The 26,367-nt window shown below is 63.3% G+C and carries 21 protein-coding genes; 13 read left to right on the top strand and 8 right to left on the bottom strand.

The annotated features are described in order from the left end of the window. Positions 1 to 54 precede the first annotated feature (54 nt). Positions 55 to 2,094 carry a hypothetical protein gene (locus tag P9L99_10860; GenBank protein MDP8223850.1) on the top strand — a complete coding sequence of 680 codons (2,040 nt, stop codon included), beginning with the start codon at positions 55 to 57 and terminating at the stop codon, positions 2,092 to 2,094. Here P9L99_10860 and P9L99_10855 read toward each other — a convergent pair. Beyond that, a complete protein-coding gene (locus P9L99_10855) occupies positions 2,054 to 4,174 on the bottom strand; it encodes a DUF2079 domain-containing protein (GenBank protein MDP8223849.1) in 2,121 nt (706 codons plus the stop codon). The genes P9L99_10860 and P9L99_10855 overlap by 41 nt on opposite strands. 112 nt (positions 4,175 to 4,286) lie before the next feature. On the opposite strand from P9L99_10855, the gene P9L99_10850 reads away from it, so the two are divergent. After that, a complete protein-coding gene (locus P9L99_10850) occupies positions 4,287 to 5,426 on the top strand; it encodes a DUF362 domain-containing protein (GenBank protein MDP8223848.1) in 1,140 nt (379 codons plus the stop codon). On the opposite strand, the gene P9L99_10845 is transcribed toward P9L99_10850, so the two are convergent. From P9L99_10845 to P9L99_10830, 4 genes are read right to left on the bottom strand one after another with little or no spacing between them, the layout of a single operon-like run. Beyond that, positions 5,418 to 6,530 carry a DegT/DnrJ/EryC1/StrS family aminotransferase gene (locus P9L99_10845; protein MDP8223847.1) on the bottom strand — a complete coding sequence of 371 codons (1,113 nt, stop codon included), beginning with the start codon at positions 6,528 to 6,530 and terminating at the stop codon, positions 5,418 to 5,420. The two genes, P9L99_10850 and P9L99_10845, sit on opposite strands and share 9 nt — an antisense overlap. A gap of 10 nt (positions 6,531 to 6,540) precedes the next feature. Continuing rightward, entirely contained in the window at positions 6,541 to 7,137 is a 597-nt protein-coding gene (locus tag P9L99_10840) for a DapH/DapD/GlmU-related protein (GenBank protein MDP8223846.1), read from the bottom strand. A 28-nt stretch (positions 7,138 to 7,165) separates the two neighbouring features. Next, positions 7,166 to 8,284 carry a DegT/DnrJ/EryC1/StrS family aminotransferase gene (locus P9L99_10835; protein ID MDP8223845.1) on the bottom strand — a complete coding sequence of 373 codons (1,119 nt, stop codon included), beginning with the start codon at positions 8,282 to 8,284 and terminating at the stop codon, positions 7,166 to 7,168. Beyond that, positions 8,277 to 9,242: an NAD-dependent epimerase/dehydratase family protein gene (locus P9L99_10830; protein MDP8223844.1), complete on the bottom strand. Its 966-nt coding sequence runs from the start codon at positions 9,240 to 9,242 to the stop codon at positions 8,277 to 8,279. The genes P9L99_10835 and P9L99_10830 overlap by 8 nt, the downstream gene beginning before the upstream one ends. Positions 9,243 to 9,367: 125 nt before the next feature. Between P9L99_10830 and P9L99_10825 the strand changes: the two genes are divergently transcribed. Beyond that, a complete protein-coding gene (locus tag P9L99_10825) occupies positions 9,368 to 10,765 on the top strand; it encodes a radical SAM protein (GenBank protein ID MDP8223843.1) in 1,398 nt (465 codons plus the stop codon). Here the strand turns inward: P9L99_10825 and P9L99_10820 are convergent. Beyond that, positions 10,722 to 11,255, bottom strand: a complete 534-nt coding sequence (locus P9L99_10820; protein MDP8223842.1) for a class I SAM-dependent methyltransferase — start codon at positions 11,253 to 11,255, stop codon at positions 10,722 to 10,724. The two genes, P9L99_10825 and P9L99_10820, sit on opposite strands and share 44 nt — an antisense overlap. 44 nt (positions 11,256 to 11,299) lie before the next feature. Next, positions 11,300 to 12,367 (bottom strand): radical SAM protein, encoded by a 1,068-nt coding sequence (locus tag P9L99_10815; GenBank protein ID MDP8223841.1) that lies wholly within the window; start codon positions 12,365 to 12,367, stop codon positions 11,300 to 11,302. A gap of 111 nt (positions 12,368 to 12,478) precedes the next feature. Between P9L99_10815 and P9L99_10810 the strand changes: the two genes are divergently transcribed. The 9 genes from P9L99_10810 to P9L99_10770 all read left to right on the top strand — a co-directional run bounded on the left by P9L99_10810 (position 12,479) and on the right by P9L99_10770 (position 21,372). After that, on the top strand, positions 12,479 to 14,167 hold the full coding sequence (locus P9L99_10810; GenBank protein ID MDP8223840.1) for a carbamoyltransferase C-terminal domain-containing protein: 1,689 nt from the start codon (positions 12,479 to 12,481) through the stop codon (positions 14,165 to 14,167). A gap of 3 nt (positions 14,168 to 14,170) precedes the next feature. Continuing rightward, positions 14,171 to 14,860 (top strand): glycosyltransferase family 2 protein, encoded by a 690-nt coding sequence (locus P9L99_10805; GenBank protein ID MDP8223839.1) that lies wholly within the window; start codon positions 14,171 to 14,173, stop codon positions 14,858 to 14,860. Further along, positions 14,857 to 16,083, top strand: a complete 1,227-nt coding sequence (locus tag P9L99_10800; GenBank protein MDP8223838.1) for a polysaccharide deacetylase family protein — start codon at positions 14,857 to 14,859, stop codon at positions 16,081 to 16,083. The genes P9L99_10805 and P9L99_10800 overlap by 4 nt, the downstream gene beginning before the upstream one ends. Positions 16,084 to 16,117: 34 nt before the next feature. Further along, positions 16,118 to 16,939, top strand: a complete 822-nt coding sequence (locus P9L99_10795) for a hypothetical protein (protein MDP8223837.1) — start codon at positions 16,118 to 16,120, stop codon at positions 16,937 to 16,939. Continuing rightward, positions 16,932 to 17,108, top strand: a complete 177-nt coding sequence (locus P9L99_10790) for a hypothetical protein (GenBank protein MDP8223836.1) — start codon at positions 16,932 to 16,934, stop codon at positions 17,106 to 17,108. The genes P9L99_10795 and P9L99_10790 overlap by 8 nt, the downstream gene beginning before the upstream one ends. Continuing rightward, positions 17,105 to 18,523, top strand: coding sequence for a radical SAM protein (locus P9L99_10785; GenBank protein MDP8223835.1), 1,419 nt, complete (start codon positions 17,105 to 17,107; stop codon positions 18,521 to 18,523). The genes P9L99_10790 and P9L99_10785 overlap by 4 nt, the downstream gene beginning before the upstream one ends. Positions 18,524 to 18,552: 29 nt before the next feature. Further along, positions 18,553 to 19,347, top strand: coding sequence for a hypothetical protein (locus P9L99_10780; protein ID MDP8223834.1), 795 nt, complete (start codon positions 18,553 to 18,555; stop codon positions 19,345 to 19,347). Between the two features lie 69 nt (positions 19,348 to 19,416). After that, a complete protein-coding gene (locus P9L99_10775) occupies positions 19,417 to 19,836 on the top strand; it encodes an FKBP-type peptidyl-prolyl cis-trans isomerase (protein MDP8223833.1) in 420 nt (139 codons plus the stop codon). Between the two features lie 312 nt (positions 19,837 to 20,148). Continuing rightward, positions 20,149 to 21,372, top strand: coding sequence for a permease (locus P9L99_10770; protein MDP8223832.1), 1,224 nt, complete (start codon positions 20,149 to 20,151; stop codon positions 21,370 to 21,372). On the opposite strand, the gene P9L99_10765 is transcribed toward P9L99_10770, so the two are convergent. After that, positions 21,373 to 22,896 carry a hypothetical protein gene (locus P9L99_10765; protein MDP8223831.1) on the bottom strand — a complete coding sequence of 508 codons (1,524 nt, stop codon included), beginning with the start codon at positions 22,894 to 22,896 and terminating at the stop codon, positions 21,373 to 21,375. It abuts the gene before it with no gap. A gap of 175 nt (positions 22,897 to 23,071) precedes the next feature. Here P9L99_10765 and P9L99_10760 point away from each other — a divergent pair, with 175 nt between their 5' ends. Beyond that, positions 23,072 to 26,335 carry a valine--tRNA ligase gene (locus tag P9L99_10760; GenBank protein ID MDP8223830.1) on the top strand — a complete coding sequence of 1,088 codons (3,264 nt, stop codon included), beginning with the start codon at positions 23,072 to 23,074 and terminating at the stop codon, positions 26,333 to 26,335. Positions 26,336 to 26,367 lie beyond the last annotated feature (32 nt).

Raw genomic sequence — 26,367 nt, 5'->3', positions numbered from 1 at the left:
CAACCCCCGGTAGATTTGGCATAAAGGACGCACACTCTATCGAGCAGGAGGAACGTGTCGCCCCAACGCGAAAAAATAATCGCCGTTGCCGCCACCGTCGTGATCGTGCTGGTATTTTGCGCGCCGATGTTTCGGCACTTCGACGGCTTCCAGTCGGCGGACGCCTATCGCATGGCCGACTGGCGGCATGACCTGTCTTTTTATTTCCACGCAAAACTGGCGCTGTTTCAATTTGGCGAGTTTCCCTTGCGCTCACACTTAGTCGGCGGCGGCTACCCCATTCTCGGGCACCCCTCCGACGGCTCGCTCTCGCCCTTCTCGATTCCCTTTTTGCTGCTGCCGCCGTGGTTGGCGATTCGCTTCAATTTAATGCTGCTGCTTTGGCTCGGCACTTTCGGAACCTACTTGCTGGCCCGCCGGGTGCTCGGCCTCGACCTCGTGCCCGCGCTGCTCTCGGCGACGGCCTTTGCGTTCGCCGGTTGGTTTCCGTCTTTCATGCTCGTCGGCTTTTACGTGCAAGCCTTCTACCTGATGACGCCGCTGGCGCTGTACGCGCTCTTGCGAAAGGAAGCCACGTGGCGCGGCGGGGTGGGCGCGGGGCTCCTGCTGCTGCCCATCCTGCTGCAATCCGGGTTGGGCATCCTGGCCGTCGGCCACTTCCTTCTGCTGGCCACCGTGCTCGTTGCCGCCCACCGGTCCGAGCGGCCGCGGGCGCTGTTTATCGCGCTCGGCGCTTTTCTGATTTTATCGGCGGCGGTGAGTTACCACGGGGTTATCACGTGGTGGGGCTCCTTCGCCGTCGCGGCCGTGATTGCGCTGGTTGCCTGGCGCTGGGAGCCGCTTCGCGCTTTGGCGGCGGCGTGGCGACCCTACGCGCTGCGTCTGGCGGTTGCGGCGCTGACCCTGGCCCTGGTCGGTTGCGCGAAATGGGCGGCGGTGCTTGATGTGATGGGGCGCGGCACGTACGTGCACGAGCAACTGGGCAAGGCGGGCGACGTGTATCGCTTCGACGGCCCGACGAATGACGACAAGGTTTTCTACAAGAGCGCGGGCGCTTTCTTGCGGCATGCGCACGCGACGGTCACGCGGCACCCGACCTACACGACCGAGGGTTGGCCCGCGCAGGCGGAATACGCCTCGATGGGGCTGACCTACGGCGTCTTGGCGTTGTTTCTACTCGCGGCGGCGCTGGCGCGGCGGCGGCTCGCGCCTTGGATTGTCCTATGGCTTTTCTACGCGGTGTGTTGTTTCGGCCCGAACCTGCCGGGTGACCCGTTCCGCACTTTTCTATGGGGCTTGCCGGGCTTCTTCCGCGTCAATCATTCCTACAAGTATCTGAATTTCTTTCTTGTACTTTCGGCGACGGTCTCATTCGGCGCGGCGGCGGCGTGGTTGACCGAAAAGACGAAAGCACGCTGGGCGTGGATACCGGTCGCACTCTTGTTGCTGTGGCCGCTTTGGCAAAACGCGCCGCTGTGGGCGGATTTGCTGCGCGAACCGGTCGACGTGACATTCGAACCTGGCGCTTATTATCAGGTACACCAGTTGCCCGAGGGGATGAATCCGGATGACGATCCGGGGGAGATCAAACGGCGCGGCCTGGCCGACGGCATGCGCGAGCGAGCTCGTCCCACGACTGCCACGGAGTTTTTCAACGTGCCGCGCGGCATCGGCCTCATCGATTGGTATGCCGATATCACGCTGCCTGAGCAGACCGTGCCGCGTTACTGGGTGCTCTCGTCCGGCGAGTTGGCGGCGAATCCGAATTACGCCGGCGAATGTGCCTGGCAAGACGTGTCGGGCGAGATGCTCGACTTGCGCTTCACCTTCAACACGGTGGACGTTCATTACCAAAGCGCGAAAGCGCAGTTTCTGCAGCTCAACCAAAACTACGATCCGGCCTGGCGCGTCAGCCGCGGCAGCGTCACGGAGATCGACGGCCGCCTGGGAATTGCCGTACCTGCGGGGGAACATCGCGTGCGGCTGACCTATTGGCCGACGCGCACACTCACGGCGCTTTTCTTTTCTTTGATGTCGCTGGTGGCGGCGCTGGTTATTCTGCTGCGCCCGCGGCGACGCGACACCAGCGACTGACGCCCCGCTGCTCCGAAACTCTTTGCCAACCATGTTGCCGTAATACGGCGGGCGGTGCGTCTTTGACGATCAGCGTGTCGATGGCGTGGTGGTCGAGATAGCGGAAAAAAGGCTCGGCGTCGTAGATGCGGTTGTGCAACGGCGTGATAAGTTCGTCCCGGCCGTCGCCGTCGAGGTCTCGTGCGACGATCGCCGTCGGGAACGGCCCAGTCACAGCCGAACCAAGCAACCGACCGTCGCGCGCCCGAATCTCCACCGAGTTTTGCCAAGGATAACCGACGGCGCACTCGCGCTCACCGTCGCCGTTGAAATCTCCCGATCGGGTGGCCGAAGCGCCCGGCGGCGGCGGGCAGGCCGGGTCGAAGGTCGAAAATACATCCGTCCCGAACAGCGTCACGAGTCCGTCCCGCGGACCCGGCGGTTCCATGAAGGTGCCGCGCCACCAGCGATAGGTGTGGCCGTCACCGAACAGGATACTGCCGTCGCCGGGGACGACCGCCAGTTCCCGCAAGTCCAGCGCGATACGAATGCGGCGCTTGACGCGCAGGCGCCCGGTTGCCGTTTCCAGCACGGCCACATGGGCGTCGCGCCGCAGGGCCACGGTGCCCGCGACCAGTTCGTCGCGGCCGTCCCCATCCAGGTCGCCGGCGGCAAGGCAGTACGGATCGGGGCCGAAAACGCGGTCGATGGACGCGGTGCGCAGCGTGTCGCCGCCGGTGAGGGTCGTCACCGCCAGGCCGCCGAGTTGCCGCTTCGTGCGCTGGGTTTGGTAGGCGTAGAGTCGCGGCCGGAAATCGCGCAACGCCGGCCAATCCCAATAGTGTTCCTGCAGTTCGAAGGCTTCGCCGCGCCAGTGGGCGGAAAACTTGATCGCCGCCGCGATACGGCCGTCCAACAAGTAGCTATATGGCAGGTCGGTGGCCAAGCGCGTCGTCGCGGGCAGTTCGGAGGCAAGCTTTTGGAAGGCCGGTAGATCCGGGCCCGGGCGAAACGGCTTGGCAAAACCGTCCGGCCCGCACCACGCCGCGACGTTGAAACCCAGAAGCACGAGCAGCGCGGCGAAGGCGGCAAGTCGCCGGCGGAGTGGCGATTGGAGTAGGGAGAAATCGCGTAACGACGCGGCGCCGGCGATGGCGGCGGCGAGGATGAAGGGCAGTGACGCGGTGAAGTAATGTGCCGTACTGCTCCCGGGCAAAAGGTTGGGCGAGTCGCCGCCGAGGTAGGCCAAGGCCAACCACAGGGGTGCGATGGCCGGGATCAGATACCGCGGGCGCAGCGCCGCCAACCAGAGCAGCGGTGTCATGAAGGCAACGAGGATCACCAAACCGCGCGCGACGCCGAGCGAAAACGCGTTGCGTAACACTTCGGGCGCTACTTGGTGAAGGGCGCGACCGCCGCCGAAGTTGTCGGTTGCCAGTGCGATCAGCAGCACGTACACCGCCGTGGCGACGAAGGCGAAGAGCCACCACCGCCGCTTGCCGCCCTCCACGAGCGCCAACAAACCGATGCCGGCCAGGATCAGAAAAGCGTCTTCAAAGGTGCCGAGAAGCAACACCGCCGCGACGACGTAAAGCCACCATTTGCGGGCCAGGCAGGCGTAGAGGGTCAGCGGCGCCAAAAGCCAAAGCGGCGTTTGCTGCCACATGCCGCTGAGCGCGTGGCCGGCGGTTTCGGGTAACAACAGATACGCCGCCGCAACAAAAAGCCCGAAGCGCGATCCGCCCCAGAAACGGCCGAGCAGGTAAAACGGCACGACGGCGAAGGCGACGATCAGCGACAGGCAGAACAGCAATACCGTCACGTGATCCCAAACCAAATACAAAGGAACGATCAGCAGGAACGTCGGCGTGAAGTGATCTTCGGTGCCGATGAGGTTGCCGTTGATCTCGGCCTGCACGCCGAAGTCGCCGCGTAAAATGTTACGGGCGATTTCGTTGATGAGCAGGTGGTCGTCTTGCTTGACCAGGTGCCCGGCTTGAAAGGCCAGCCAGTTGAGGCCGAAAAACAGCAGCGCGGCGGCGGCGGCCAGTAGCAGCACCATCCGAAAATAGCGGTCGCGCTCGGGGCGAGCGGCGTTCATCTGCGATTCGTTCTCCCGTTGTCTTGTGTAGGTGGATCGTTTCAAATGTACGTGACTTTGACAAGAACCACGACGTAGTGCGACAAAAAAAGAAAACAAAGGGAGACCAGTCGTGTCGCAAGTCGCCATCAGCCATTGCCCGGACTACCAACTCGAGCAGGTCATCGACCGGCTTCGCGCCGCGCTCGACCACCTCGGCGGGCTGGCGAAATTCGTCAGCGAGGACGAACGCGTACTGATCAAAATCAGCATGCTTCGCGCCGCCGCGCCCGAACAGGCGGTCGTGACCCATCCGGCGGTCGCCGTGGCGCTGGCCCTGCTGGTCAGGGAACTGGGCGCGCATCCGGTGATCGGCGATTCCTGCGGCGGCGCCGACTACGGCCTGTCGGAAAAGGCCCTCGAGGAATCCGGTGTCGGCCCGCTGGCCCGCGAGCACGGCGTCGAAACCGTGCTGCTGGAGACGGCGGGTTCGGAGACGGTGGAAATCCCCGACGGAACTTATTTGCGTGAGATTCGCGTCTCGAAGGCCGTGCTGGAAGCGGACGCGATCATCAGCGTTCCCAAACTCAAGACCCACATCGAAACCCTGATGACCGGCGCGGTGAAGAACATGCTCGGCTGCCTGCCCGGCGCGGGTAAGTTGATCGTGCACCGGCTCGCCCCCAGCCCGAACGATTTGGGCAACGCCCTGCTCGACATCTACTCAGTGTTGCGCCCGCGCCTGTCGGTCATGGACGCCGTGCTGGCCATGGCGGGCAATGGGCCTTCCAAGGGGTCGCCCTTTCACATCGGCGCGATCCTGGCTTCGGCCGACGGCGTCGCGCTCGACCACGTGGCAGCGCGGATTATCGGGTACCGGCCGGAACTGATACCGACCATTGCGCCCGCGCACCGTCGCGGCTTGGGAGAAAACCGCGCCGAGGAAATCGAAGTCGTCGGCGAGTCGATCGATGACACCAAGCCCACGGCCTTCGCGCTGTGCAGCAACACGATGATGCGCGCCATGCCTTCGTGGCTGCTGCGCCTGCTCAACCGCTATTTCTTCACGGTGCGGCCGACATGGAACGACGCCGGTTGCACGCGCTGCGGCTTGTGCGAGCGGTCCTGCCCGGTCGGCGCCATCGCCATCGCAGACGACGTTCTCACCATCAACCGCGCTAAGTGTACCGAGTGCTTTTGCTGCTTCGAGCTGTGCCCGGAGCAGGGCATCACGATCAAGAAGTCGCTGCTGGTGAGGTTGCTGTCAGGCTGAGGGATTGTCTTCCAGAAACGCCGCGACGGCGTCGATAACGTAATCCACCTGTGCGTCCGTCATTTCCGGATAATTGGGAAGGCTCAACACCGTGCGCGCGGCGACGATCGCGTTTGCCGGCGGACCGTCGGCAGGCGTCAGGTGCCGATAGGCGTCCGATTCGACGACCGTTTGCGCGTAGTGCGGCTTGGCCTCGATGCCGCGTTCGGCGAGGTAGGTCGCCAGGGCGTCGCGGCGCGCGGTGCGAATCACGACGTTGAGCGGCGCGATTTCGGCCTGCGGCGGTGCGGGCAGGAAAGCGAAGCCGCGATTCTCGGGCAGCCGCTCCCGGTAACGGGCCTCGATGTCGCGGCGACGTTCCACCCACGCATCCAGATGACGCAGCTTGACGCGCAGCACGGCGGCCTGCATCTCGTCGAGCCGACTGTTGCGCCCATGCTCTCCGGCGCGGGCGGGGCGTCCGTGGTTGCGCAAGCGGCGCGCCGTGTCGGCCAAAGTGTTATCGCCGGTGACGATCATCCCGCCGTCGCCGTATGCGCCCAGCGTCTTGCCGGGGAAAAAGCTGAATGCGCCCGCGGCGCCCCAAGTGCCCGCGTGCCGACCGGCGAGGCGGCAGCCGTGGGCTTGGGCGGCGTCTTCGATCACGACCAGGTTGCGTTCCCCGGCCAGGGCGACGATTGCCTCCATGGCCGCGGGGTAGCCGTAGAGATGCACGGGCACGACGGCGCGGATCGAATCAGTTAGCGCGCGCCGAAGGGCGTCGGCGTCGAGCAGCAGTGATTCGGGATGCACGTCGGTGACGACAGGCTGCATGCCGGCCAGATAAACCGCCTCGACGGTGGCGTGAAAGGTGTGGGCCGGAACCAGCACTTTCGCGCCGGGCGGCAATCCGGAAGCCTGCAACGCGAGCGCCAGGGCGTCGGTACCGTTGCCGACGGCCACCGCATGGACGGCATCGACATAGGCGGCGAATTCGCTTTCGAAGGCTTCGACTTCTTCGCCGTTGATGAAGCGCCCGCCGGCCAGCACGCGCTGCACGGCCTGGTCGATATCGTCTTGCAACGCGCGGTATTGAGCGGAAAGGTCGGCGAGTGGAACGCGCATGGCCATGGCCTTAGTAGGAGATATGCTGCACCGGGCGAAGCGCGCGGGCCGGGTTGCCGACCACGACCACGCCCGGCGGGACGTCGTGAGTGACGACGGCTCCGGCGCCGACGAACGCGCGTTCGCCGATTTTCACACCCGGCAAAATTGTGGCATTCGCGCCGACGATCGCCCCAGGGCCGACTTCGACGCCCGCCAAGTGGTCCTTGCTGCCGGAGAAGGTCGGGTATTTGGCGTTGGTGAAGCAGGCGCGCGGGCCGATCCAGCACCCGGCGCGCAGCACGGTGAACTCCGGCACGTACACCGACGAGTGCAGGCGCACGCCGTCCTCGAGTTCCACGCTATGCTCCAACACGCTGCCGGTGCCGACGCTGACATCCTGGCCGATGCGGCAGTTCTCACGAATCGTGACGTGATGTCCGCAGAAAAAGTGATCGCCGATGATGGTGCCCGCGTAAATCACGGTGTGCGAGCGAACGTGCGCTTCGCGGCCCAGCCGCGCGGGCACGGTTTCGCCGTATTTGGGCGGGCAGCCGATCACGCAGCCGTCTTCGAGTATGGCCTCGGGACCGATGATCGTTTCGGGAAAAACTCTGGCATCACACATGAGGTAACCTCGGAATACGGACGGATTGTTACGCGCCAATCCTAGCCGCGTCGAGGGCGCGAAGCAACACGTCGGCAACGCGCCGCGCGTCGTCAATGGTCATTGAATCGTGGCACGGCACACCCACCGCGCGACGGGCCAAGTCGCAAGAGACCGCCGTCCTTGCCGGGGCACTGCCGCCACGGTCGCGGTAGAGAGGATCGTCGCTGAGCGATTGCGCCGGTACGTTTGCCTCGATGCCCGCGTGATGCAGGTGCTCCAGCAGGCGGGCGCGGTCGACGCCGGCGGGCAGCAAAACGAAATAGGTTTGGTGATTCCATCCGACGCCGGGACGCGGCGCGGGCAACGTCAACGGCGAGTCGGCCAGCAGGTAGCCGTAGGCTTCCCCGATCTTACGACGCACGGCGATCATCGCGCCGAGCCGGGCTAGTTGTTCCAGGCCCATCGCGCAGGCGATCTCCGGCAGCCGGAGGTTTAAGCCGAGTCGCGCTTCAATACCCGCCGCGCGGCCGTGATTGGCCAGCGCCGTGGCGCGGGCGGCGAACTCGTCCTCGTCGGTCAACAACGCGCCGCCGTCGCCGGTCGTGACGATCTTTCGCGGATGAAAGCTCAAGACGCCGATACCAGATGCGGCGCCCAGCGGGACGCCGTCGCAGGTGGTGCCCAAGGCGCAGGCCGAGTCTTCAATGACACGGGCGCCGTGGCGGTCGGCCCATTCACGAATCGCCGTCAGTTTGGCGGGCAATCCGAATTGATGGACGACGACCACGGCGGCGGCGTTGGGCGGGGCGTGGTCGACCAGCCAGGCGGGCGAGAGACCACAGTCATCGGGATCGACGTCGGCGAACACCGCGTCGGCTCCACAAAACTCAACCGCGTTGGCTGTGGCGATGAAACCGTAATCGGGGACAATAACCGGGGCGCGCGCGTCGAGGTCGAGACTGTGCAGCGCCGCGAAAAGCGCGGTAGTGCCCGAATTGAAAGTGACGGCATGCTTCACGCCGAAGTGCGCCGCCAATGCCGCTTCGAAGGCGCGTCGATATTCGCCCTGAATCAAGCGACCGCCGGCCAGAATGTCGTCGATGGAATCCTGCAGCGCGTCGCTGAACTGCGGGTGCGCCATGCGGATGGTTTTGTCTTTATTCATGATCACGGTACCACGCTACGGTTTGTTGCAGGCCTTCGGATAACGGGGTCGCGGGCGCCACACCCAAGCGGGCGCGCGCTTTATCGACGTTGGGCGTGCGATAGGGAATGTCGGTGCCGAAATGCGCCTCGCGTCGAATGCGCGAACGATTGCCGGTGGCTGCGACGATCTGTTTGGCCAACTCGGCGACGGTCACCGCGGCGTCCGGATTGCCGATGTTGAACACCTCGCCCTCGATGTCCGGCGCGTGCAACGCGGCCATGACGGCGCTGGTGAAATCATCCACGTAGCACCAAGCTCGAACTTGCGAGCCGTCGCCATGCAGGATCAGATCGCGTCCGGCAAGGCCGGCGAGGATCATGTCGCGCACGGCTCCCGCGCCGGTTTGGCCGGGCCCGTAAATGTTGAAGGGGCGCAGGCAAACGACTTCCGTGCCGAATTGTTTGCCCCAAGCGAGGCAGGCTTTTTCGGCGGCAATTTTCGAAACGGCGTAGGTCCAACGCATCTCGGCGTAGTGATCGACTTGCAGCAGGTCGTCTTCCTTGGCGTCGGCGGCGTGGCGACCGTAGACCTCGCTGGTGGATACAAACACGAGGCGTTGCGGCGGCTGTGGTGTCAGCGCCTGAAGCAGTGCGAGCGTGCCGCCGGCATTGACGCGCAATACGTCAAACGGCCGTTCGTAGTAGTTGTGCACGCCCGCGATGGCGGCCAGATGCACCACGAAATGGGCGTCGCGCGCGGCTTCGGCCAGATCCTGCGGGTTGGTCACGTCGCCTTCGATCAAGCGATAGCGCTCGCGCTGCGCGGCGGGCACGTTGGGAAGCGAGTTGCGCGCGAGGTTGTCCAGCAACACGACTTCGCAGGATGCTACCGCTGCAGCGGCGAGGTTCGTGCCCAGAAAACCGGCCCCGCCGGTAATGAGCAGGCGGGGCGCGACGGCCGGTGATTGGTGTTGCATGAAAGTGATTGTGTAGCACGCGGCGCGGAGCGTCAACAAAGACGTGGGACGCGGCGAAAAGTTTGCCGCTCCCGATGCCATGTGCTACTTTCACCGAGATGAAAAAGGCCGCACCATCCGGATGTTTGCGCGTCGCGTTGATCCATCCGGCCTTACCCGCCAAAAGCGCATTCGAACGCCTGGGCCGTTCCGATCTGCCGCCGCTCGGATTGCTGTACCTGGCCGCCGTGTTGGAAAACGAAGGCCACGCCGTGCGGGTGTTCGATTTCAATCTCGCGTCGCAACGCCACCGGGGGGAGACGGACATCGTTGGCTGGTCGCCGGACCTGGTCGGCATCAGCACCTTGGCGGCGACGTACGAGGATACCGTGGCGGTTGCCGCGCGGCTGCGGCAGCGACTCGGCGAGGCGACAAAATTCGTAGCCGGCGGCGCCGATGCAACGATCCAAACCGCGCGCTATCTCGACACCGGCCTGTTCGACGCGGTTTTCCTCGGCGAAGCGGAGGAGACGATCGTCGATTTCTGCCACGCCCTGCCACGCGTCGACACCGCTGCCGGTGTGGCCACTCCGGCCTCTCCCGACGTGGAGCGCTCCCCGAAAGTTCAGCCCGACGCCGTGCCCTTTCCGGCCCGCCACCTGCTGCCGCTTCAGGAATACCGCGGCGGGCCCGCCTACAAGCGGCAGCGCCGTTCGACGAGCATATTCACGCATCGCGGCTGCCCCTACAGTTGTGAATTTTGCGAGAAGTCGGTGCACGACGGTCCGGTCCGCTACCGCTCGGCCGCGAGCATCTACGAAGAGATCAGCGGCATTCGCCGCGAGCACGACATCCACGACATCCGCTTCATCGACGACGTGCTGATGATCAACCGGCCCGTGCTGGAGGGCTTCGCCGAGTTGATTCGGGCCAACGGGGAGCCGCTGGATTGGATGTGCACCGGGCGCGTCGACCTGATGGACGAGGGCCTACTGCGCATCATGAAAGCGGCGGGCTGCTACCGCGTGGAAATCGGCATCGAGAGCGGCGACGACGAAACGCTGGGCCAAGTCAATAAAAAGCTCACGACGGCGCAGGCGTTGGAGGCGATTGCCACGGCGCGACGCGTTGGGTTGGAGATCGTGGCCAACTACCTGCTGGGCTTGCCCGGCGAAAGCCGCGCCGCGATGGGGCGCACGGTCGACTTCGCCGAAAAGATCGACGCGGATTACTCGATCTTCTTCCTCTTCGTGCCGTTTCGCGGGGCGGCGATCACGCAGCGCTGCGGCCTCGAATTCGACCCGGCGTATCCCGGTTACCGCAAACCTTCGCCCGCGTACCAAGTGTCGACGGAGGAGGTCGAAAAGCTTATCGATCGCGCCTACGGGCGGCTGTATTATCGATGGCGTTACATCCTGCGGCGGTTACGGTCGATTCGCAGCCCGTGGATCGTGTGGGACCTGGCGTACATGGCCACGTCGCACCTGTGGCGTCGCTTACTTAGTCGGCCTTCCGGAACCGCCACATATAGAACCGGTGGTTGACCGGGCGGCTGCCTTCTTCCCGCCAGCCGCGCTCGTGAAAAAAATCCGCCAACGAAAAATTCCAGAAGTCGGCGAGCGGCCCCTCTTCCAGTAACGAGATTTGCCACTTCTTGAACGCGGACATCTGCGGGTTGTAGTCGAAGATCAAAATTCGTTCGCTTGCCGTGCGCGCCGCCGCATCGAGCACGTCGCGACGTATCCCGGGCGGCAGTTCGTGCAAGACGATCGAAAACAGAACCAGAGGAATCCCCGCCAGCGCCGCGATGTGGTCATCGACCGTGCCCGCCAGAAACTCGGCATGCGGGTGCAGTTCGCGGGCTTTGCACATCATGAGCTCGTCGAGGTCCAGGCCGATGTATGGTCCGCGCATGTGGCGCAGGTTCATGCCGAAACCGCAGCCGATCTCCAGCACGGCGGATGTAGCGACTTCCTCGGCGATCGCGCGGCGCATGCCGCGAACGCTGGGGAACATCTCCCAGGTTCGCGCCACAAGAAGACGCGCCCACATCGGATGAGGTGACAAGTGGTCGGTGTTCACGGCTTGACGTCGATGCCGCTGGGGTGCCGGTCGTAGGCAATCGGCAGCACGTCTTCACCGGCCAGCGGGTCGTTGTACTTTTCGATGAATTCGCGATCCTGCGCGCCGTGGCACATGTGGTCGCGCTTGGCCAGCATGTCCCAGCCGGACATGCGCCGGTAGATGGCATCGAAGGGCTCGTCGGTGATGTTGCCGAAGGCGATTTGGATGAAGGGGCAGGGGATGATGTCGCCGTAGCAGGTGATGTAAATCTCGCGCGTGCCGCAGGGGCAGCGGAATTCTCCCTTGCCGACGTTGCCTTGGAAAAACACTGCCGGGTCCTCGGCGATGCGCCGCAGCTTGTCGCGGTGCGTATCTTCGATCATCACTTCGTGCTGCCGCGACCAGCCGCCGGTTACCGAGGGGAACACCATTCCCAACGTGGCGTCGTATTTCTTGGCCAAAGCCAAGGTTTGGCTCACCTGCCCGGACTCGACCGCCTCGCGCGTCGTGACCATGCACAGGTGCCCGCGAACGCCGGGCGTTTCCTGAATGATGCGCAGCGTCTCGAAAATGTGGTCGAAGAGTCCGGGGATGCCGCGGCTTGCGTCGTGCTCGGCAGCGATGGGCGAGTCGAGGCTGATCTTGAACAGGTCCGCGCCCGCCGCGCGCAGGGTCATGATGCGGCGGCGATCGAGCAATGCGCCGTTGGTGTTGATGCCGATGAAGGTACGTTCGGGATGGAAGAACGAGATGATATCTTCCAAGCGCTTGTCCACCAGGGGCTCGCCGCCGGTGAAATTCGCCTCGTACACGCCCCAGCGGTAGCAGTCGTCGCCGAGTTGCCGCAGTTGGTCGTCGGTGAGTTTGGGGCGCGTGGGGTCGTCCATCTTCAGCGCCGAGCATTTCTCGCACTTAGCCTGACATTTGTAGGTCACGCCGTATTCGATGGCGGTAATCAAACGTTCGCCGCGCCATTTCTCGCGCAGCACGTGGCCCGCGGCGTGGTAGGCAAACCCCGGCTTCTTAACCAAATAGCCGCCGAATTTCGGCAACCGGCGGAGTATTTCGAAAGGACTTTTCATGGACTTCCTTGTTTTCTGGTTGTCCGGGAAGCCACGCGCGACCGTGGCAAAACATGGGCAATCATGCTACCATCCCGCCTTCTGTATAGCAATCAAAGTGAGGCGGGCTTTTTGCACCTATTGGCACTCAATTTCTCCTTGGATTCCGCGGCTGTTGTCCTTGACGACGGCAAACCCGTGGCGGCGGCGTTGCAAGAGCGTTTCGACCGCGTGAAACACTCGTCGGCCTACCCGACCGGGGCGATCGATTTCTGTTTGCGCAGCGCCGGAGTCTCGTTGGAGAACATCGAAGCCGTCGCCGTCTCGTGGAATCCGGCCGTGCATCTTCACGCACCGAATCGCCTGCGCGAAACAACTTACCGCGACCAACGCGAGTATCTGGAGATCATCCCCGCCAAGCTGCTGGCCCTAGCCGACCGCGAAGATGTCGGCGACCACCTGGAAATGCGTCTCCCCATCGGCGACCGCACGTTGGCCGTACATTTTTTCGATCACCACCTGTGCCACGCCGCGGGCGCGTACTATGCCTCACGATTTCCGGACGCGGCGATCCTCACCGCCGACGGCTACGGCGAGCGGATTTCCACCCTGCGCGCCGTGGGTCGTGACGGCCGCTTGGAAACCTTGGGAAGCGTCCCGTTTCCGCATTCGCTCGGCTCGGTGTACGCGGCGGTGACCGAGTTTCTCGGCTTCCGACCCAACAACGGTGAAGGCAAGGTAATGGCGCTGGCCGGGATGGGCGATTCCGAGCGCTTTCGCACCGAGTTCGACCGCATCCTGCGCACCCACGCGGGCGGCTTTGAGGTCGACCTTTCCTACTTCTCGTACTTCCAGCGCGGACGACATCGCTTCTCGCCGAAATTCGTACAAGCCTTTGGATCACCGCGTCGGCCCGACGGCGACCTCACCGCCGACCACCTCGATCTCGCCGCAGCGCTGCAAGAGGCTGTCGAACGCGTGCTCCTGCATCTGGCGCGCGAATTGCGCGAAGAAACCGGCGCGCCGCGTCTGTGTCTGGCGGGCGGCGTCATGCTCAACGCCGTGGCTATGGGACGCTTGGAGCGCGAGGCCGGGTTCGAGGAGATTTTCATCCTGCCGCCCGCGCATGACGGCGGCGGACCGCTGGGCGCGGCGTTTCTGCTCTCCGACCATCTTGGCGTAACGCCGCGGTTGTCCGAGCCGTATACCGACCACCTCGGCCCCTCGTTCGACGATGAATCCGTGCTTCGCGCCTTGTCGAAATACAACCTGCATCACCAGAAGCTGGAGAACCCAGCCGCCGTCGCCGCCGATATGATTGCTCGCGGGAGCATCATCGGCTGGATGAACGGTGCCATGGAGTACGGCCCCCGCGCCTTGGGCGCGCGCAGCATCCTGGCCGACCCACGGGACCCGGCGGCAAAGCAGCGGGCCAACGCCAAGGTCAAATACCGGGAGGAGTTTCGACCTTTCGCGCCGGTTTGCACGCTGGGCGGTGTCGACGAGTTTTTCGAAAACGCGCGGGCGACGCCCTTCATGAACAAGGTGGTTCGCGCTTTGCCCGAAAGCGTCGAGCGCATCCCGGCGGTCGTGCATTACGACGGCAGCGTTCGCCTGCAAACGGTGACGCGGTCCGAAGACGAGGCGCTGTTCGATTTGCTGTCACATTTTGAAGCGGCTACCGGCGTGCCGATGGTTCTCAACACTTCGTTCAATAAGCGAGGCGATCCGATTTGCGCGTCGGTCGAGGACGCGCTGGCCTGCCTGTACACTTCGGGTCTCGACGCCGTCATTCTCGGCAGCTATCTGCTTGAGAAGTAGCGCGTGGAATCGCTCAGTGTCATCATTCCGGCCTTCAACGAATCGCAAACCATCGCGGCGGTGGCGGCGGGCGTGCGCGACGCGTTGGAAGGGAAGATCGAATACGAGGTGTTGATCGTCGACGACGGCAGTACCGACGAGACGGCCGCTGTCGCGGAAACATTGACTGATCGAAACGTGCGCCTGCTGCGGCACGACGACAACCGCGGCTCCGGACGCGCGATCCGCACCGGCCTCGAACATGCGGCGAAGGACCTGGCCACGTACGTACCCGCCGACGGCCAGTTCAACCCCGACGAGTTGCCGGAGTTCGTGCATGCCGCGGCGAACGCGGATATCGTCATCGGTTTCCGGACGCATCGCGAAGGGTACGGCGTGGTGCGCAAGATGCAGTCGGCGGTTTACGTGTGGCTGGTCAATCTTGTCTTTCGCCAGCGTTTTCGTGACGTCAATTGGGTGCACATGTGGCGGATGAACACGGTCGGTCGGCTACCCGTCCAATCCGAAGGCGTGTTCATGCAACAGGAACTGCTGGTGCGGGCCCGACGACGCGGCCTACGCATTGTTGAAGTGCCGTCCCAATTTCATCGCCGTACCGGCGGGCTGGCCAACGGCAGCCGGCCCACGGTGATTCTCAAAACGATCGCCGACCTGTTGCGCTTTGTTCGCGCCGGAGCGGGGAGGGCGTCATGAGCGACGCCTTGGTTTCCCTTTTCGGCGCATCCGCGGTCGCGGTGTGTCGCCAAGCTCATGCGAAAGCCGTGCAACGCTTCGGCGAAGCCGAGAACTTCACGGACGGGTACGCGTGGTTCCCCTGCCGAAGCGCGGGATTCGACGACACCGCGCTCTACCTCGACCATTTGATCAAAACGACCGCTACGGTGCGGGCGACGATCACGGTGGAATCACCCGCCGGTGAATCGTTTCCCCTGCTGGGAGAAATCAACGGCGAGATGTTGCTCTTCGTCGACCTGTGCCGCGTCGTGGAAGATCATCTGGCCGAGGCGTATCGCGTTCCAACCCGCCCGGTCAGCGCCTATCTTCCCTTCAACTATCGCGTGGTGCCCGGTCGCTGGCGGCAGTGGATTCATCACCGGCTCGTGCGGCGCCGGCGGGCGCGGCATGTCGATCTGGAACGCACCGTGTATCCGCGCTGGCCGGTGCAAGACATCGTGGAGTCCGTGCTGGGCTCTCTGGGTTGTGAAGTGCAACGCGGGCGCGCCCGTTTCGTGTTCAGTCACGACGTGGACGGAGCGGAACAGTTAGCGTTTGCCCGGCGACTGGCGGCGTGGGAGGCCGATCGCGGCATTCGCGCCACGTTTTTCATCCCGGCGAAAGTGCTGTGCGAGCATGGCGACGACGTGGCGGCCTTCGTCGCTGCCGGACATGAAATCGGCGTGCATGGTTGGCGGCACGACAACCGGCAACTTCTTTACGAACCCGCGTACTACATGGCGCGACTCACGCAGTGCCGCGACGAGCTGGAACGGTTCGGCGTCAAGGGCTATCGAGCGCCGTGCCTGCTGACCAACCGCCGGCTGCGGCAGGAACTTGCGTCGCTGTTCGCGTACGACAGCTCCATTCCCGACACCGACGTCTACGCCGAGGCCGGGCTGCATCACGGCTGCGGTTTCCTGCGGCCCTATCCGCTCGACGGCATGACGCAACTGCCGGTGACCCTGCCGCTCGACGACCGCCTGGCGACGCTGGGCCGCGCCGATTACGCGGCGGTTTGGTTGGAAAAGGCGCGATGGGTGCTGGCGCGGGGCGGCACGGCGGTGTTGTTGACGCACGCGTTCCAGGACTATTATCCGCAGGGTTTCGAAACGGTGTTCGACGCGCTGTACAGTGGTTTGCAGCGAATCGGACCCGTGGAGATCGTGACGGCGTTTGAAGCGGCGCGCGGCATGGCATAATCTGAGGCGAACGACGACGACGGTAGGAACAACCATGACTACGAAGAAATACGCGCTGGGCAAACGCGCGTCGGTGCTTTTTTCGGGCGGCACGGATTCCATGCTGGCCGCGTATCTCATTGGCGAGAAGGTGGAGGAGCTAACGCTGCTGACCTTCGATCCCGGGTTCATTTTCTTCGTCGAGAACTCGCGGCGGCATGTGCCCTTATTGCGGGAACGACTCGGTGCGGAGCGGGTCAAACACGAAATACTGCCCGTCGACCCGCTGATCAAAAAAATCTTGTTCGGCGAAAAGAAAACCGACTGGCGCAGGTACGGCTTCAACCTCACGGCCCTGGTGTGCCTGGGGTGTCGCATGTCGATGCACGCCGCCGCAATCATCTACAACCTGGAACACGATATCCCGGTCATCGCCGACGGCAGTATCGAGAAGCAATCGACGGTTCCCGAACAACTCGAATCCTTCGTGCGCCGCAACCGCGAGCAACTGTGGCAGCGTTTCGGCATCCGCCATTACTCGCCGATCTACCGCGAAGTCGCCAGCGACCGGCGACTCGACGACCTGCGCCTGTCGCTCAAGCCCGCGCTCAAGCACCAGTTCATCTTTTTCGACACCCAGCCGACGTGCCCTTTCGGCGTGCCCGCCGACGTATATGCGCGGCTCTTCTATGGCGAACTGTCGGGACCGGCGCGGGAAGTCGACACCTTCGAATACAGCGAGCAGAAACGCCCTCTGGTTCGGCAGGCCGTCGAAACGCACTTCACCGAAGGCGGCGATCTTGACGAGCGCATCGCCGCGCTGCGCACCGTGTCGGACAATCTGCCCGCCGAATGGGAGGATCTCGTCGATGCTTAAGTTGATCGGCCGGTATTTCATCGCCTTGGTCATGATTCCCGTCGGCGTTGCGTTGGGCGTCTTGGGCGTCGCGCAAAACTACTTGCGCCGCGAGCACTATCGCCGCCGCAACCGGGAGATCGCCGCGCAGACGGCTTCGGAACAACGGTACACCGACGCATCGTCATGAGCCGCCTGCCCGCCGACCGGCCGCTGCGGATTGCCTTGGTCAACCCGCCGTTCCGCCGTCCGGTCATGCGGCGCTTCGTAGCATCATATTTCGCGCCCAATTTCTTGCTGCCGCCGACCGATTTGCTCTATGTGTCGGCGGCGCTCAAGCAACGACTCGGCAGCCAAACCGACGTGATCGATTGCATCGCGCGCGGCTTCGACCGCGATGGGGGCGTGGCAGCGGTGACGGCCGCCGAGCCGGACGTCGTATTTGCGCAACTGGGCTTCGCCACGCTCGAAAGCGATTTGGCCTTTTGCGATGCGGTTGGCCGGTCGACCGGCGTGCCGGTGGTGGCCATGGGCTACCTGCCGACCATGTTCGGCCGCGAAGTATTAGCGGCGTCGCAACTGGATGCCGTGGTGGGCGGCGAGCCGGAAATCGCGCTGGGCCGGTTGCTCGAAGCGTGGCGCGACGGCGAGTCGCCGTCAGATATTCCCGGCATCACCGCGCGGCAGGACGGGCGCATCGTGGCCGGGCCGCCGCCCGAACGCATCACCGACCTGGACGCGCTGCCTTTTCCGGACCACGACGCGGTCGATTTGAATCTTTACCGCGAAACCTTGCTCGGCAGCCCCATCGCCGCGATTTTCACGGCGCGCGGCTGCCCGTACCCCTGCACCTTCTGCGTGCGCACCTTCGGCCGCATGCTGGTGATGCGGTCGGCGGCGTCGGTGCTTGCGGAAGCGGAGCGTGTTGTCACCGACCTGGGCATACGCAAGCTGCGCTTCATGGACGACACCTTCAACATCAACGAATCGCGCACCGTGGAAATCTGTGAAGGATTGCAGCGCCTCGGGCCCCTGGAGTGGACGGCGCTGGCGCGTTTGGACCGCATCACGCCCGCCTCGGTGGAACACATGGCGCGCGCCGGTTGTCGGCGACTATATGTCGGCGTCGAAAGCGGTTCGGATCGCATGTTGCGCGAGTACAAAAAGGGCACTGACCTGGCGACGATGCGCCGCGCGATTGGCCGCATACACCAGGCGGGCATGGAAGCGTCGGGCTTTTTCATCGTTGGCGGGCCGAGCGAGACGCGGGCCGATTTCGAAGCGAGCGTTGCCTTTGCCAAAGAGACGAAGCTGGACTACGTGATCGTCACGCGCCTGCAATATTGGCCGGGCACTGAACTGTTCGAACGCGTGCGCGACCAACTCGAGGTGAGCGTCGTGCCGTTTCGCTGCCAACCGAAAGACGCGGCGGCATACGAGCGCCATTTGCGTCTCGAACGAAGCTTTTACCGCCGTTTTTATTTCCGGCCGCGCACGATTTGGCGCCAATTGAGGCGTTATGCGACGCGGCCCGGCGAGTTGCTGCGCGGCGCGATCGAGTTGGGTCGGTATTTGCTTTCGAGCAACAAGGAAGATTTTATTTAGGCACCTTCTGATACGCGGGAGGAGACGCGATGGCTAACATTTCGGCAGACAGCATTCCTTATTGGCTAATGTTGACCGTTCCCGACGCCTGTTTCTTAGCGGCGCTGCTAATGATGGCCTTGGTGAGCTCCCTGTTGGCGCGCCGGTGGTGGAAAGGGTTCTTGCTCGGCGGTGCGTCGGGTATTTTTTTCGTATTGTTGAGCCTCGGATTGCATGTTGCTTTCGACGGCATCCGTGTCACCCTCTGGCCCGGCGCCTCCGCGCAAGCCTTGGCGCTGGCGGGCGCTATTCAAAATTCCTTCATCGGGTTCGTCAAATTCGGCCTGATGATTACCGTCTTCTGGTGGATCTTGAAACGTGCCGGCGAGGCGGCGCGGCCTTGGCGTAACGCTTTCTGGTTGGGGCTGGGGTGCCTGATCGGCATGGAACTAGTCAACGTTACGTCGAACGCGATTGCCATGCTGTTGCAAGGTTCGCTGGATTTCACTCTCGGGTGGAACCGGGTCATTCTTCTGCTGGCGGCGCAACTGACCGGTTACGTCGCGTATTTCGGCACGACGATGGCCGTGGCGATGCTCGCGCGGCGGGTCGTGCTCAAACGGCAGATGTTGTACGCGATGTTGGCGTTTGTCTTCCCAGTCGTTTTTCTTACGGGCAGTCTATTTGTATTCGCGGACGAACTCGGCCAATTCCTGCGCGGCATGCTGAATCTTTTAGTCGGCCTCGTGGCGTTGGAGTACGTGGTGATCATCGAGTATTTCATCGCGCCGCTGGACGTGCCGCCGTCGACCCCGGTTCCGTCTTACAAAACGCAGGAAATCTGAAATCCGGTGCTTTACCTCCGGCGGGCCGGTGGGGTAGGCTTCGCTTTCGCAACCTCAAAGGAGACGCCAATGAAAAAATGGACCTGGATAATCGTAGTTGTCGCCGCGCTCGCACTGGTCACAGTCGCCGTGGCGAAGGAAGTGAAAACCGACAGCGGCCTCATCTACGACGACCTAAAAGTCGGCGACGGCGACGCCGCCGTGTCGGGCAAGACGGTCACCGTGCATTACACGGGCTGGCTGCAGCAAGACGGCAAAAAAGGCAAAAAGTTTGACAGTTCGGTGGATCGCGGCAAGCCGTTCAGCTTTCCGCTCGGCGCCGGGCGCGTCATCAAAGGCTGGGACGAAGGCGTGGCCGGCATGAAGGTCGGCGGCAAGCGTGTGCTGACCATTCCGCCGCAATTGGGCTACGGCGCACGCGGCGCCGGTGGTGTGATTCCGCCCAACACGACGCTCATTTTCGACGTCGAATTGCTCTCGGTTAAATAAGACCTCTGAAAAAAAACGCGACGCCGGGCGCCGGGCTGCGACAATAGTTCCGGCGCTCGGGCCGCCGCGAAACGCCGCCCCTTCCCGCAAGATCGGCCCGCGATGGAATCCAATCGTTTGCTGTGACAACTGCTGAAACGAAAATCGCTCGTTTGACGTAGAGCGCGAGCCTCGTTTTTCGGTAATGACAGCCAATCTCCCGAGACCGCCTATAAGCTATTGAAATATCATTATTATTAGCGACCCCAAGCTTGCCAAACAAATACTACCGGTTAAGTTGGTTCAAGCAGAAAGGAGGCCCCTGTGGCCTGGATGAACGAATTTTTAATGGCGGTTTGGCAGATCGTAGCGGATCTGGCGCCCGCGTTGTTGCTCGGCCTTTTGATAGCCGGGGCGATCCACGAGTTCGTGCCGCGGCACTTCATTCGGCGGCGCCTGTCGGGCAGCCGCTTCCGCAACGTGCTGGACGCGGTGCTGATCGGCGTGCCGATGCCGCTTTGTTCCTGCGGCGTGGTGCCCACGGCGATTTCCCTTAAAAACGACGGCGCGTCGAAGGGCGCGGCCACCGGCTTTTTAATCAGTACGCCGCAAACCGGCGTGGATTCGATTTTGGTATCGGCCTCGTTTCTCGGCTGGCCCTTTGCGATCTTCAAGGTCGCGGCGGCCTTCGTCACCGGCTTGATCGGCGGCGTGATCGTCAACGCGGGGGAGAAGGCTGAGGCCGCGCCGGTCATGGTGGGCGAGGATGACGACGGCCCGCGCCGGAGTTTCCTGCGCCGCGTGGGCGAGGCGATTCACTACGCGGTGTTCGACCTGCTGGCCTCAATCGACTTATGGCTCATCGCGGGCATCGCCGCCGCCGCGTTGATTACCATTTTCATACCCACAGGCTACTTGTCGCAGGTGTCGTGGACCCAAGGCTTGGGCGGCATGCTTTTGGCGCTGGCGATTTCGCTGCCGCTGTATGTATGCACAACCAGTTCGGTGCCGATCGCCGCTTCGCTGATCGCCGCCGGGATGCCGCTGGGTACGGCGCTGGTGTTCCTCATGGCCGGACCGGCGACCAACGCGGCGACGCTGGGCATGGTCTACCGCGGCCTCGGCAAGCGCGTCGTGATCGTTTACGTCGGCGTCGTGGCGGTCATGAGCATCGTGTTCGGCCTCACCTTCGACTGGGTGCTGGGCGGTGTGGCGGGCGATGTGATGCAGCATCAACACGAAGGCGGTTGGCTGACGATACTTTCCTCGTTGCTGTTGATCGCCCTGCTGGCGTTTTTCGTCATCCGGCGCATTTGGGCCAAGCTGTTCGCGGCGCAACCCGACGAAGCGGCGACCGACGGCACGGCCATGACCGTCCTGGGAATGACCTGTATGGGGTGCGTGGATCGTGTCAAGAAAGCGGCCGAATCCGTGCACGGTGTGAGCGAAGCCATCGTGGAATTGGACGCCGGGCGCGTGGTGATTCGCGGCGACCGTCCCGATGCCGAGGCCGTCGTGCGGGAAATCACCAAAGCCGGTTACAAAGTACAGACCTGATCAATTCGCCACGGTGAATCGCAGGTATTTCACCCACCCGTCGAGCGTGACCGTCACCTCGCCGTCACCGCTGTCGAGTTCGTTGCCTTCCTGATCGTAAAGCGTCCACGAGCCCGTGGCGTCCGGATGCAGGGGCACCGTTACTTCCGACGTCTGGTTGATGTTGATGTTGTAGTGCCACAGGCCGACCGTCCACGTCCCCGCGTCATCGGCGAAAGCCAGCGCGTAGTCGTTGTGATCCCAACCCAAAGCCGCGCCCAGGTCGCCCGCGTAGCGCGCCTCACTCATCAGGCTGTTAAGGCCTTCGTACGCGAGGAAACTCGGCTTGGCGATTTGATCGTCGCGGGGCCACGCATAGAGGCCGAAGTAATCCTCGGTGGGCGGGGACGCAACGCCGTCACCGTCCCAGAATGTGTACCAATAGTAACTTTCCACGTCGCGCGCGGCGGCCAGCATCAGGCCGCGGGGAAGGAACGCGCCTTGGCGTTCGTCGCCGATCAGCAGGCTCGGCCAACCGATTTCGGTGAGATGAATCGGCTTGTCGCCGCAGCCGATTTCCGCCAGCAATTCGCGGGCGTGGTCGATGGAATCCACGAGGCTGGGATATTCCCAAAAGCCTAGGTCGACGGTGGGCTCGGGCCCCGGCTGTTGGAGGGCGGTGTAGGGGTGGATGGCCATGCTGTCGAAGTAGTTGCAGATATCCGGGTGAGCGTCGGCGACGCGCACGATCCAATTCCACACAAAGGGCTCGAAGAAAATGTGAATATCAAAAGGCGAGATGCCGCCGAACATGACATCCGCCGTGGGGTCGTTGGCGTGGATCGTCGCGTACGCGGCTTTGAGAATGTTGCCGTAGGCCTCGGGGTTCGGGGCCGGTTTCCAGAAGCGCTCGGCGTTTTCCTCGTTCCAGATTTCGTAGCGGTCGATGCGGTCGCCGAGATGCTCGGCCACGGCCCCGGCGAATTCGCCGTATTCCGCGGGGTCGATTTCGTCGTGCGAGCCGCCGGGCATAGCCCAATCGACACCGTAGGCCAGCATGGCGTCGATGCCGATGCCGGCGTCGATCAGCAGGTCGGTCATCACGTCGTAGCCTTCGAAGTTCCACTGATCGTCTTCGGGTTCGATGTCGCGCCAATGGTAATCGCGGCGGAACTGGGTGATGCCCGAGACGGCATACTGGGAAATCTCGAAGGTGCGCTGCGCGTTGGGCGCGACGCCGTCGCTCATATGGCTGGAAACGCCCGACATATCGCCGAGGGTGCGGCCGGTCGGCGTCATGCCCTCGTAGGGGCCGGCGGGCGTGGTGTCGTCGTCATCATCATTGTCGTCGTCGTTATCATCATCGTCGTCGTCGTTGTCGTCATCGTTGTCGTCATCGTTGTCATCGTCATCGTCGCCGGGAGCGGTGTCATCGTTGTCGTCGTTGTCGTCATTGTCATCGTCGTCGTCGTCATCGTCGCAGGCGAGGGCGAGGGGTAACGTGAGCAGGGCGAGCAACAGGATCATCAGGGTGAGTTTTTTCACGACGGGTCTCCTTTTTCGGCTGTCAATCTTAGTGGAAACCGGCCGATTCGTCACCCGCCCGGTTAAGTAGATGATCCGTGTTCAGCCCGGCTTCCAATTGACATCTTGCCCCTTTTTTCTATTCTAGAGCCTCTTTGGGCCGTGCAACCGACCCGAAAGTTTAGAAAGGTGCATCATGAAGCGAGAAATCCCGATCCACTTTCAACCGCAGGACGAGGAAAAACGAATCTACCAGAAGTGGATAGAGACCAAAGCCTTCGCCGCCACGCCGCGCGGCGTCGGCAACTCGTACGTAATCATGATGCCCCTGCCCAACGTCACCGGCGCCTTGCACATCGGCCACGCCATGGACAACGTCATGCAGGATCTGCTGATCCGCTGGCACCGCATGATGGGCGACGACACGTTGTGGATGGCCGGCACCGACCACGCGGGTATCGCCACGCAGGCGATCGTCGAGAAGCGCTTGCACGAACTGGAGGGCAAAACCCGCCACGACATCGGCCGCGAGGCACTGGTGCAGCGCATTTTCGACTGGAAGGACGAATTCCAGACACGGATCATCGGACAGCTCAAGTCGCTGGGGTGCTCGGCCGATTGGGACCGGCTGCGCTTCACGATGGACGCCGTCTGCTCGCGCGCGGTGCGCTACACCTTCTTCAAGATGTTCATGGACGGCATCATCTACCGCGGCACGCGCCTGGTGAATTGGGATTGCCGCCTGCAGACGGCCGTCGCCGACGACGAAATCGCCTACGAAGAGGTGGACGGCCACTTTTGGTACATCAAGTATCCGGTGATCGATCCGCAGCCCGGCGAGCCGGAGTTTGTGGTCGTGGCGACCACGCGTCCGGAGACGATGCTGGGCGACACGGCGGTGGCCTGTCACCCGGATCCACGCCGGGAACTCGAACGGCGGCTGGCCGAAACCAACGAAAAGCTGCAAAACGCCACGCCGAAGGAAAAACCGGGCGTGGAGGCCGAACTCGAGCGCCTGCAGGAGCGCATCGAGACGATGTTGCCCATCCTGGAGACCTTTACCGCGATGGCCCGCGACGGGCGCATGATCAATCTGCCCCTGCATAACCGGCCGATTCCGCTGATTGTCGATGAATGGGCCAAACCGGAATTGGGCACCGGCTGCGTGAAGATCACGCCGGGACACGACCCGAACGATTACGACGTGTGGAAGCGACACGCCGACGAGATCGACATCCTCAACATTCTCAACTCCGATGGCACACTCAACGAAAACGCCGGCCCCTACCAGGGTCAGGATCGTCTCGACGCCCGCGACAAGGTCGTGGCCGATCTCGAGGCGCAGGCGTTGGTGGAAAAAGTCGAAGACCGCCGCATGGAAGTGGGCCACTCCGAGCGCTCCGGCTCGCCGATCGAACCCTATCTGTCGCTCCAGTGGTTCGTGAAAATGGGCGACGTGGACGGCGGCATCGTCTGCGGTCGCGGCACCGACAAGGAATTCACCACGCCCGGCTTGGCGCAGGCGGCCATCGATGCGGTGGAAGACCAGTGGCATTCGCCCGGCGGGTTGAACACGACCTTCCACCCGGACCCGGTGCGCTACGGAAAAACCTATCTTTCGTGGCTGCGCGAAAAACGTGACTGGTGCATCAGCCGCCAGCTTTGGTGGGGTCACCGCATTCCGATTTGGAAAGCGACGGTCCCGGCCGCGGCGGCGCCGGAACTGTTCGAAAAAATCAAACCGTATCTGGACGGCGAGAAAATCGGCGTCCGCCTGGGTTATGAGGATGGCAGCAGCGTCTTGCTCGACTCCGCGCGGCCCTTGCCGGCGATCGACGCGCCGGAAGTGGACGTGTTGGTCTGCCTGCGCGACGCGCCCGACGAGGATGAATTCGCCGCGATTTTCGAGGAATTATCGCTCGTGCGCGATCCCGACGTGCTCGACACCTGGTTCTCCAGCGCCCTGTGGCCGCACAGCACCCTGGGTTGGCCCGATCCGGAAACTGCGCAGGTGGAGCAGGGCCAAACCCCACTGGGCAGCCTCGAGGGCAAGCCGAACTGCCTGGAGAATTACTACCCCGGTTCGTGCCTGGTCACCGGTCGCGACATCATCACGCTGTGGGTGGCGCGGATGATCCTCTCGGGACTTTACAATCTGGGCGAGTTGCCTTTCACCGACGTGTTTATCCACGCCAACATCCTGGACGGCAAGGGCCAGCGGATGAGTAAATCGAAGGGCAACGGCATCGACCCGGTGGACATCATCAAGCGTTACGGCACCGACGCCATGCGCTACGTGCTGTGCGAACTGCAAACCGGCACGCAGGATATCCGCCTGCCGGTACAGGCCCTCAGCCCCTTCACCGGGGAGCCGGTCGACCTGGCGACGGCCAAACACGGGCGCACGATTTTCACGTACATCTGCCCCGAGACCGGCAAGGAATTCGACGTGCTGGGTACGATGAAAGACCTGCCGCAGGCCGAGATGATGAGCGACCGCTTCGATGTCGGCGTGCATTTTTGCACGAAGCTGTGGAACGCGGCGCGGCTCGCTTTTATGAACATCGAGCCATTTACGTGGTCGGCGCAGCAGCCCGGCGAATTGCCCGCGGAGGATCGGTGGATACTTTCGCGCACGTCCAAGGCCGTGGCGACGGTGCACCGGTATTTGGAGGAGTACAACCCGGCGGCGGCGATCAATGCGGCGCGCAGTTTTTTCTGGGCGGAATTCTGCGACTGGTATTTGGAGATCATCAAGCCGCGCTTGGCCGATCCGGAAAAGCAGGCCTTGGCCGGGCAGGTGCTGGCGACGGTGCTCGGCCACGTGTTGCGCCTGTTCCATCCGTTCACGCCTTTTATCACCGAGGCGTTGTGGGAGACGCTCAACGAACTCGCGCCTGAGCGGGGCATCGAGGAGAAGCTCGCCCCGTCGGAACTGCTGATTCATGCCGCGTGGCCGCAAGCAAGCGCCGCGTGGGAGGACACGGATCTCGAACGTCGTTTTGGGATCATGCAGGGGATCACGCGGTCCGTGCGCGACCTTCGCGCCAAGTACGGCCTGCCGCCGCGCGGCGCGTTGCCGGTCATCATCAAGGCCGGCGTTGGGGCGGCGGGGGAACTGGAAGAACTCGCCGACGTGCTGCAGCACATCGCGGTGCTTGAATCGCTGACCTTCGACCCCGAAGCCCAAGCGGACGCGACGGCGGCTTCAGCGGTGGTGGGCGACTTGCAGGTCTTCATGCTCGGCGTGGTGGATGTCGCCAAAGAGAAGGAGCGGCTTACCAAGCAGCGCGACAAGCTGGCCGGCGATGTGGAACGGACGGGCAAGAAGCTGGCGAACGAGAACTTCGTCGCCAAGGCGCCGCCCGCCGTCGTCGAGAAAGAACGCGCCCGATTGGCCGACCTGGGGCAGCAACTGGCCGCCGTCGAAGAGAACCTGCGCCTGCTGGCCGACGCGTAAAATCTGATCGCCTGACCGACAGCCGGCGTCGA

It is taken from the genome of Candidatus Lernaella stagnicola (assembly GCA_030765525.1).
GTDB lineage: Bacteria > Lernaellota > Lernaellaia > Lernaellales > Lernaellaceae > Lernaella > Lernaella stagnicola.
This window is presented reverse-complemented; position numbering and strand designations above follow the sequence as displayed.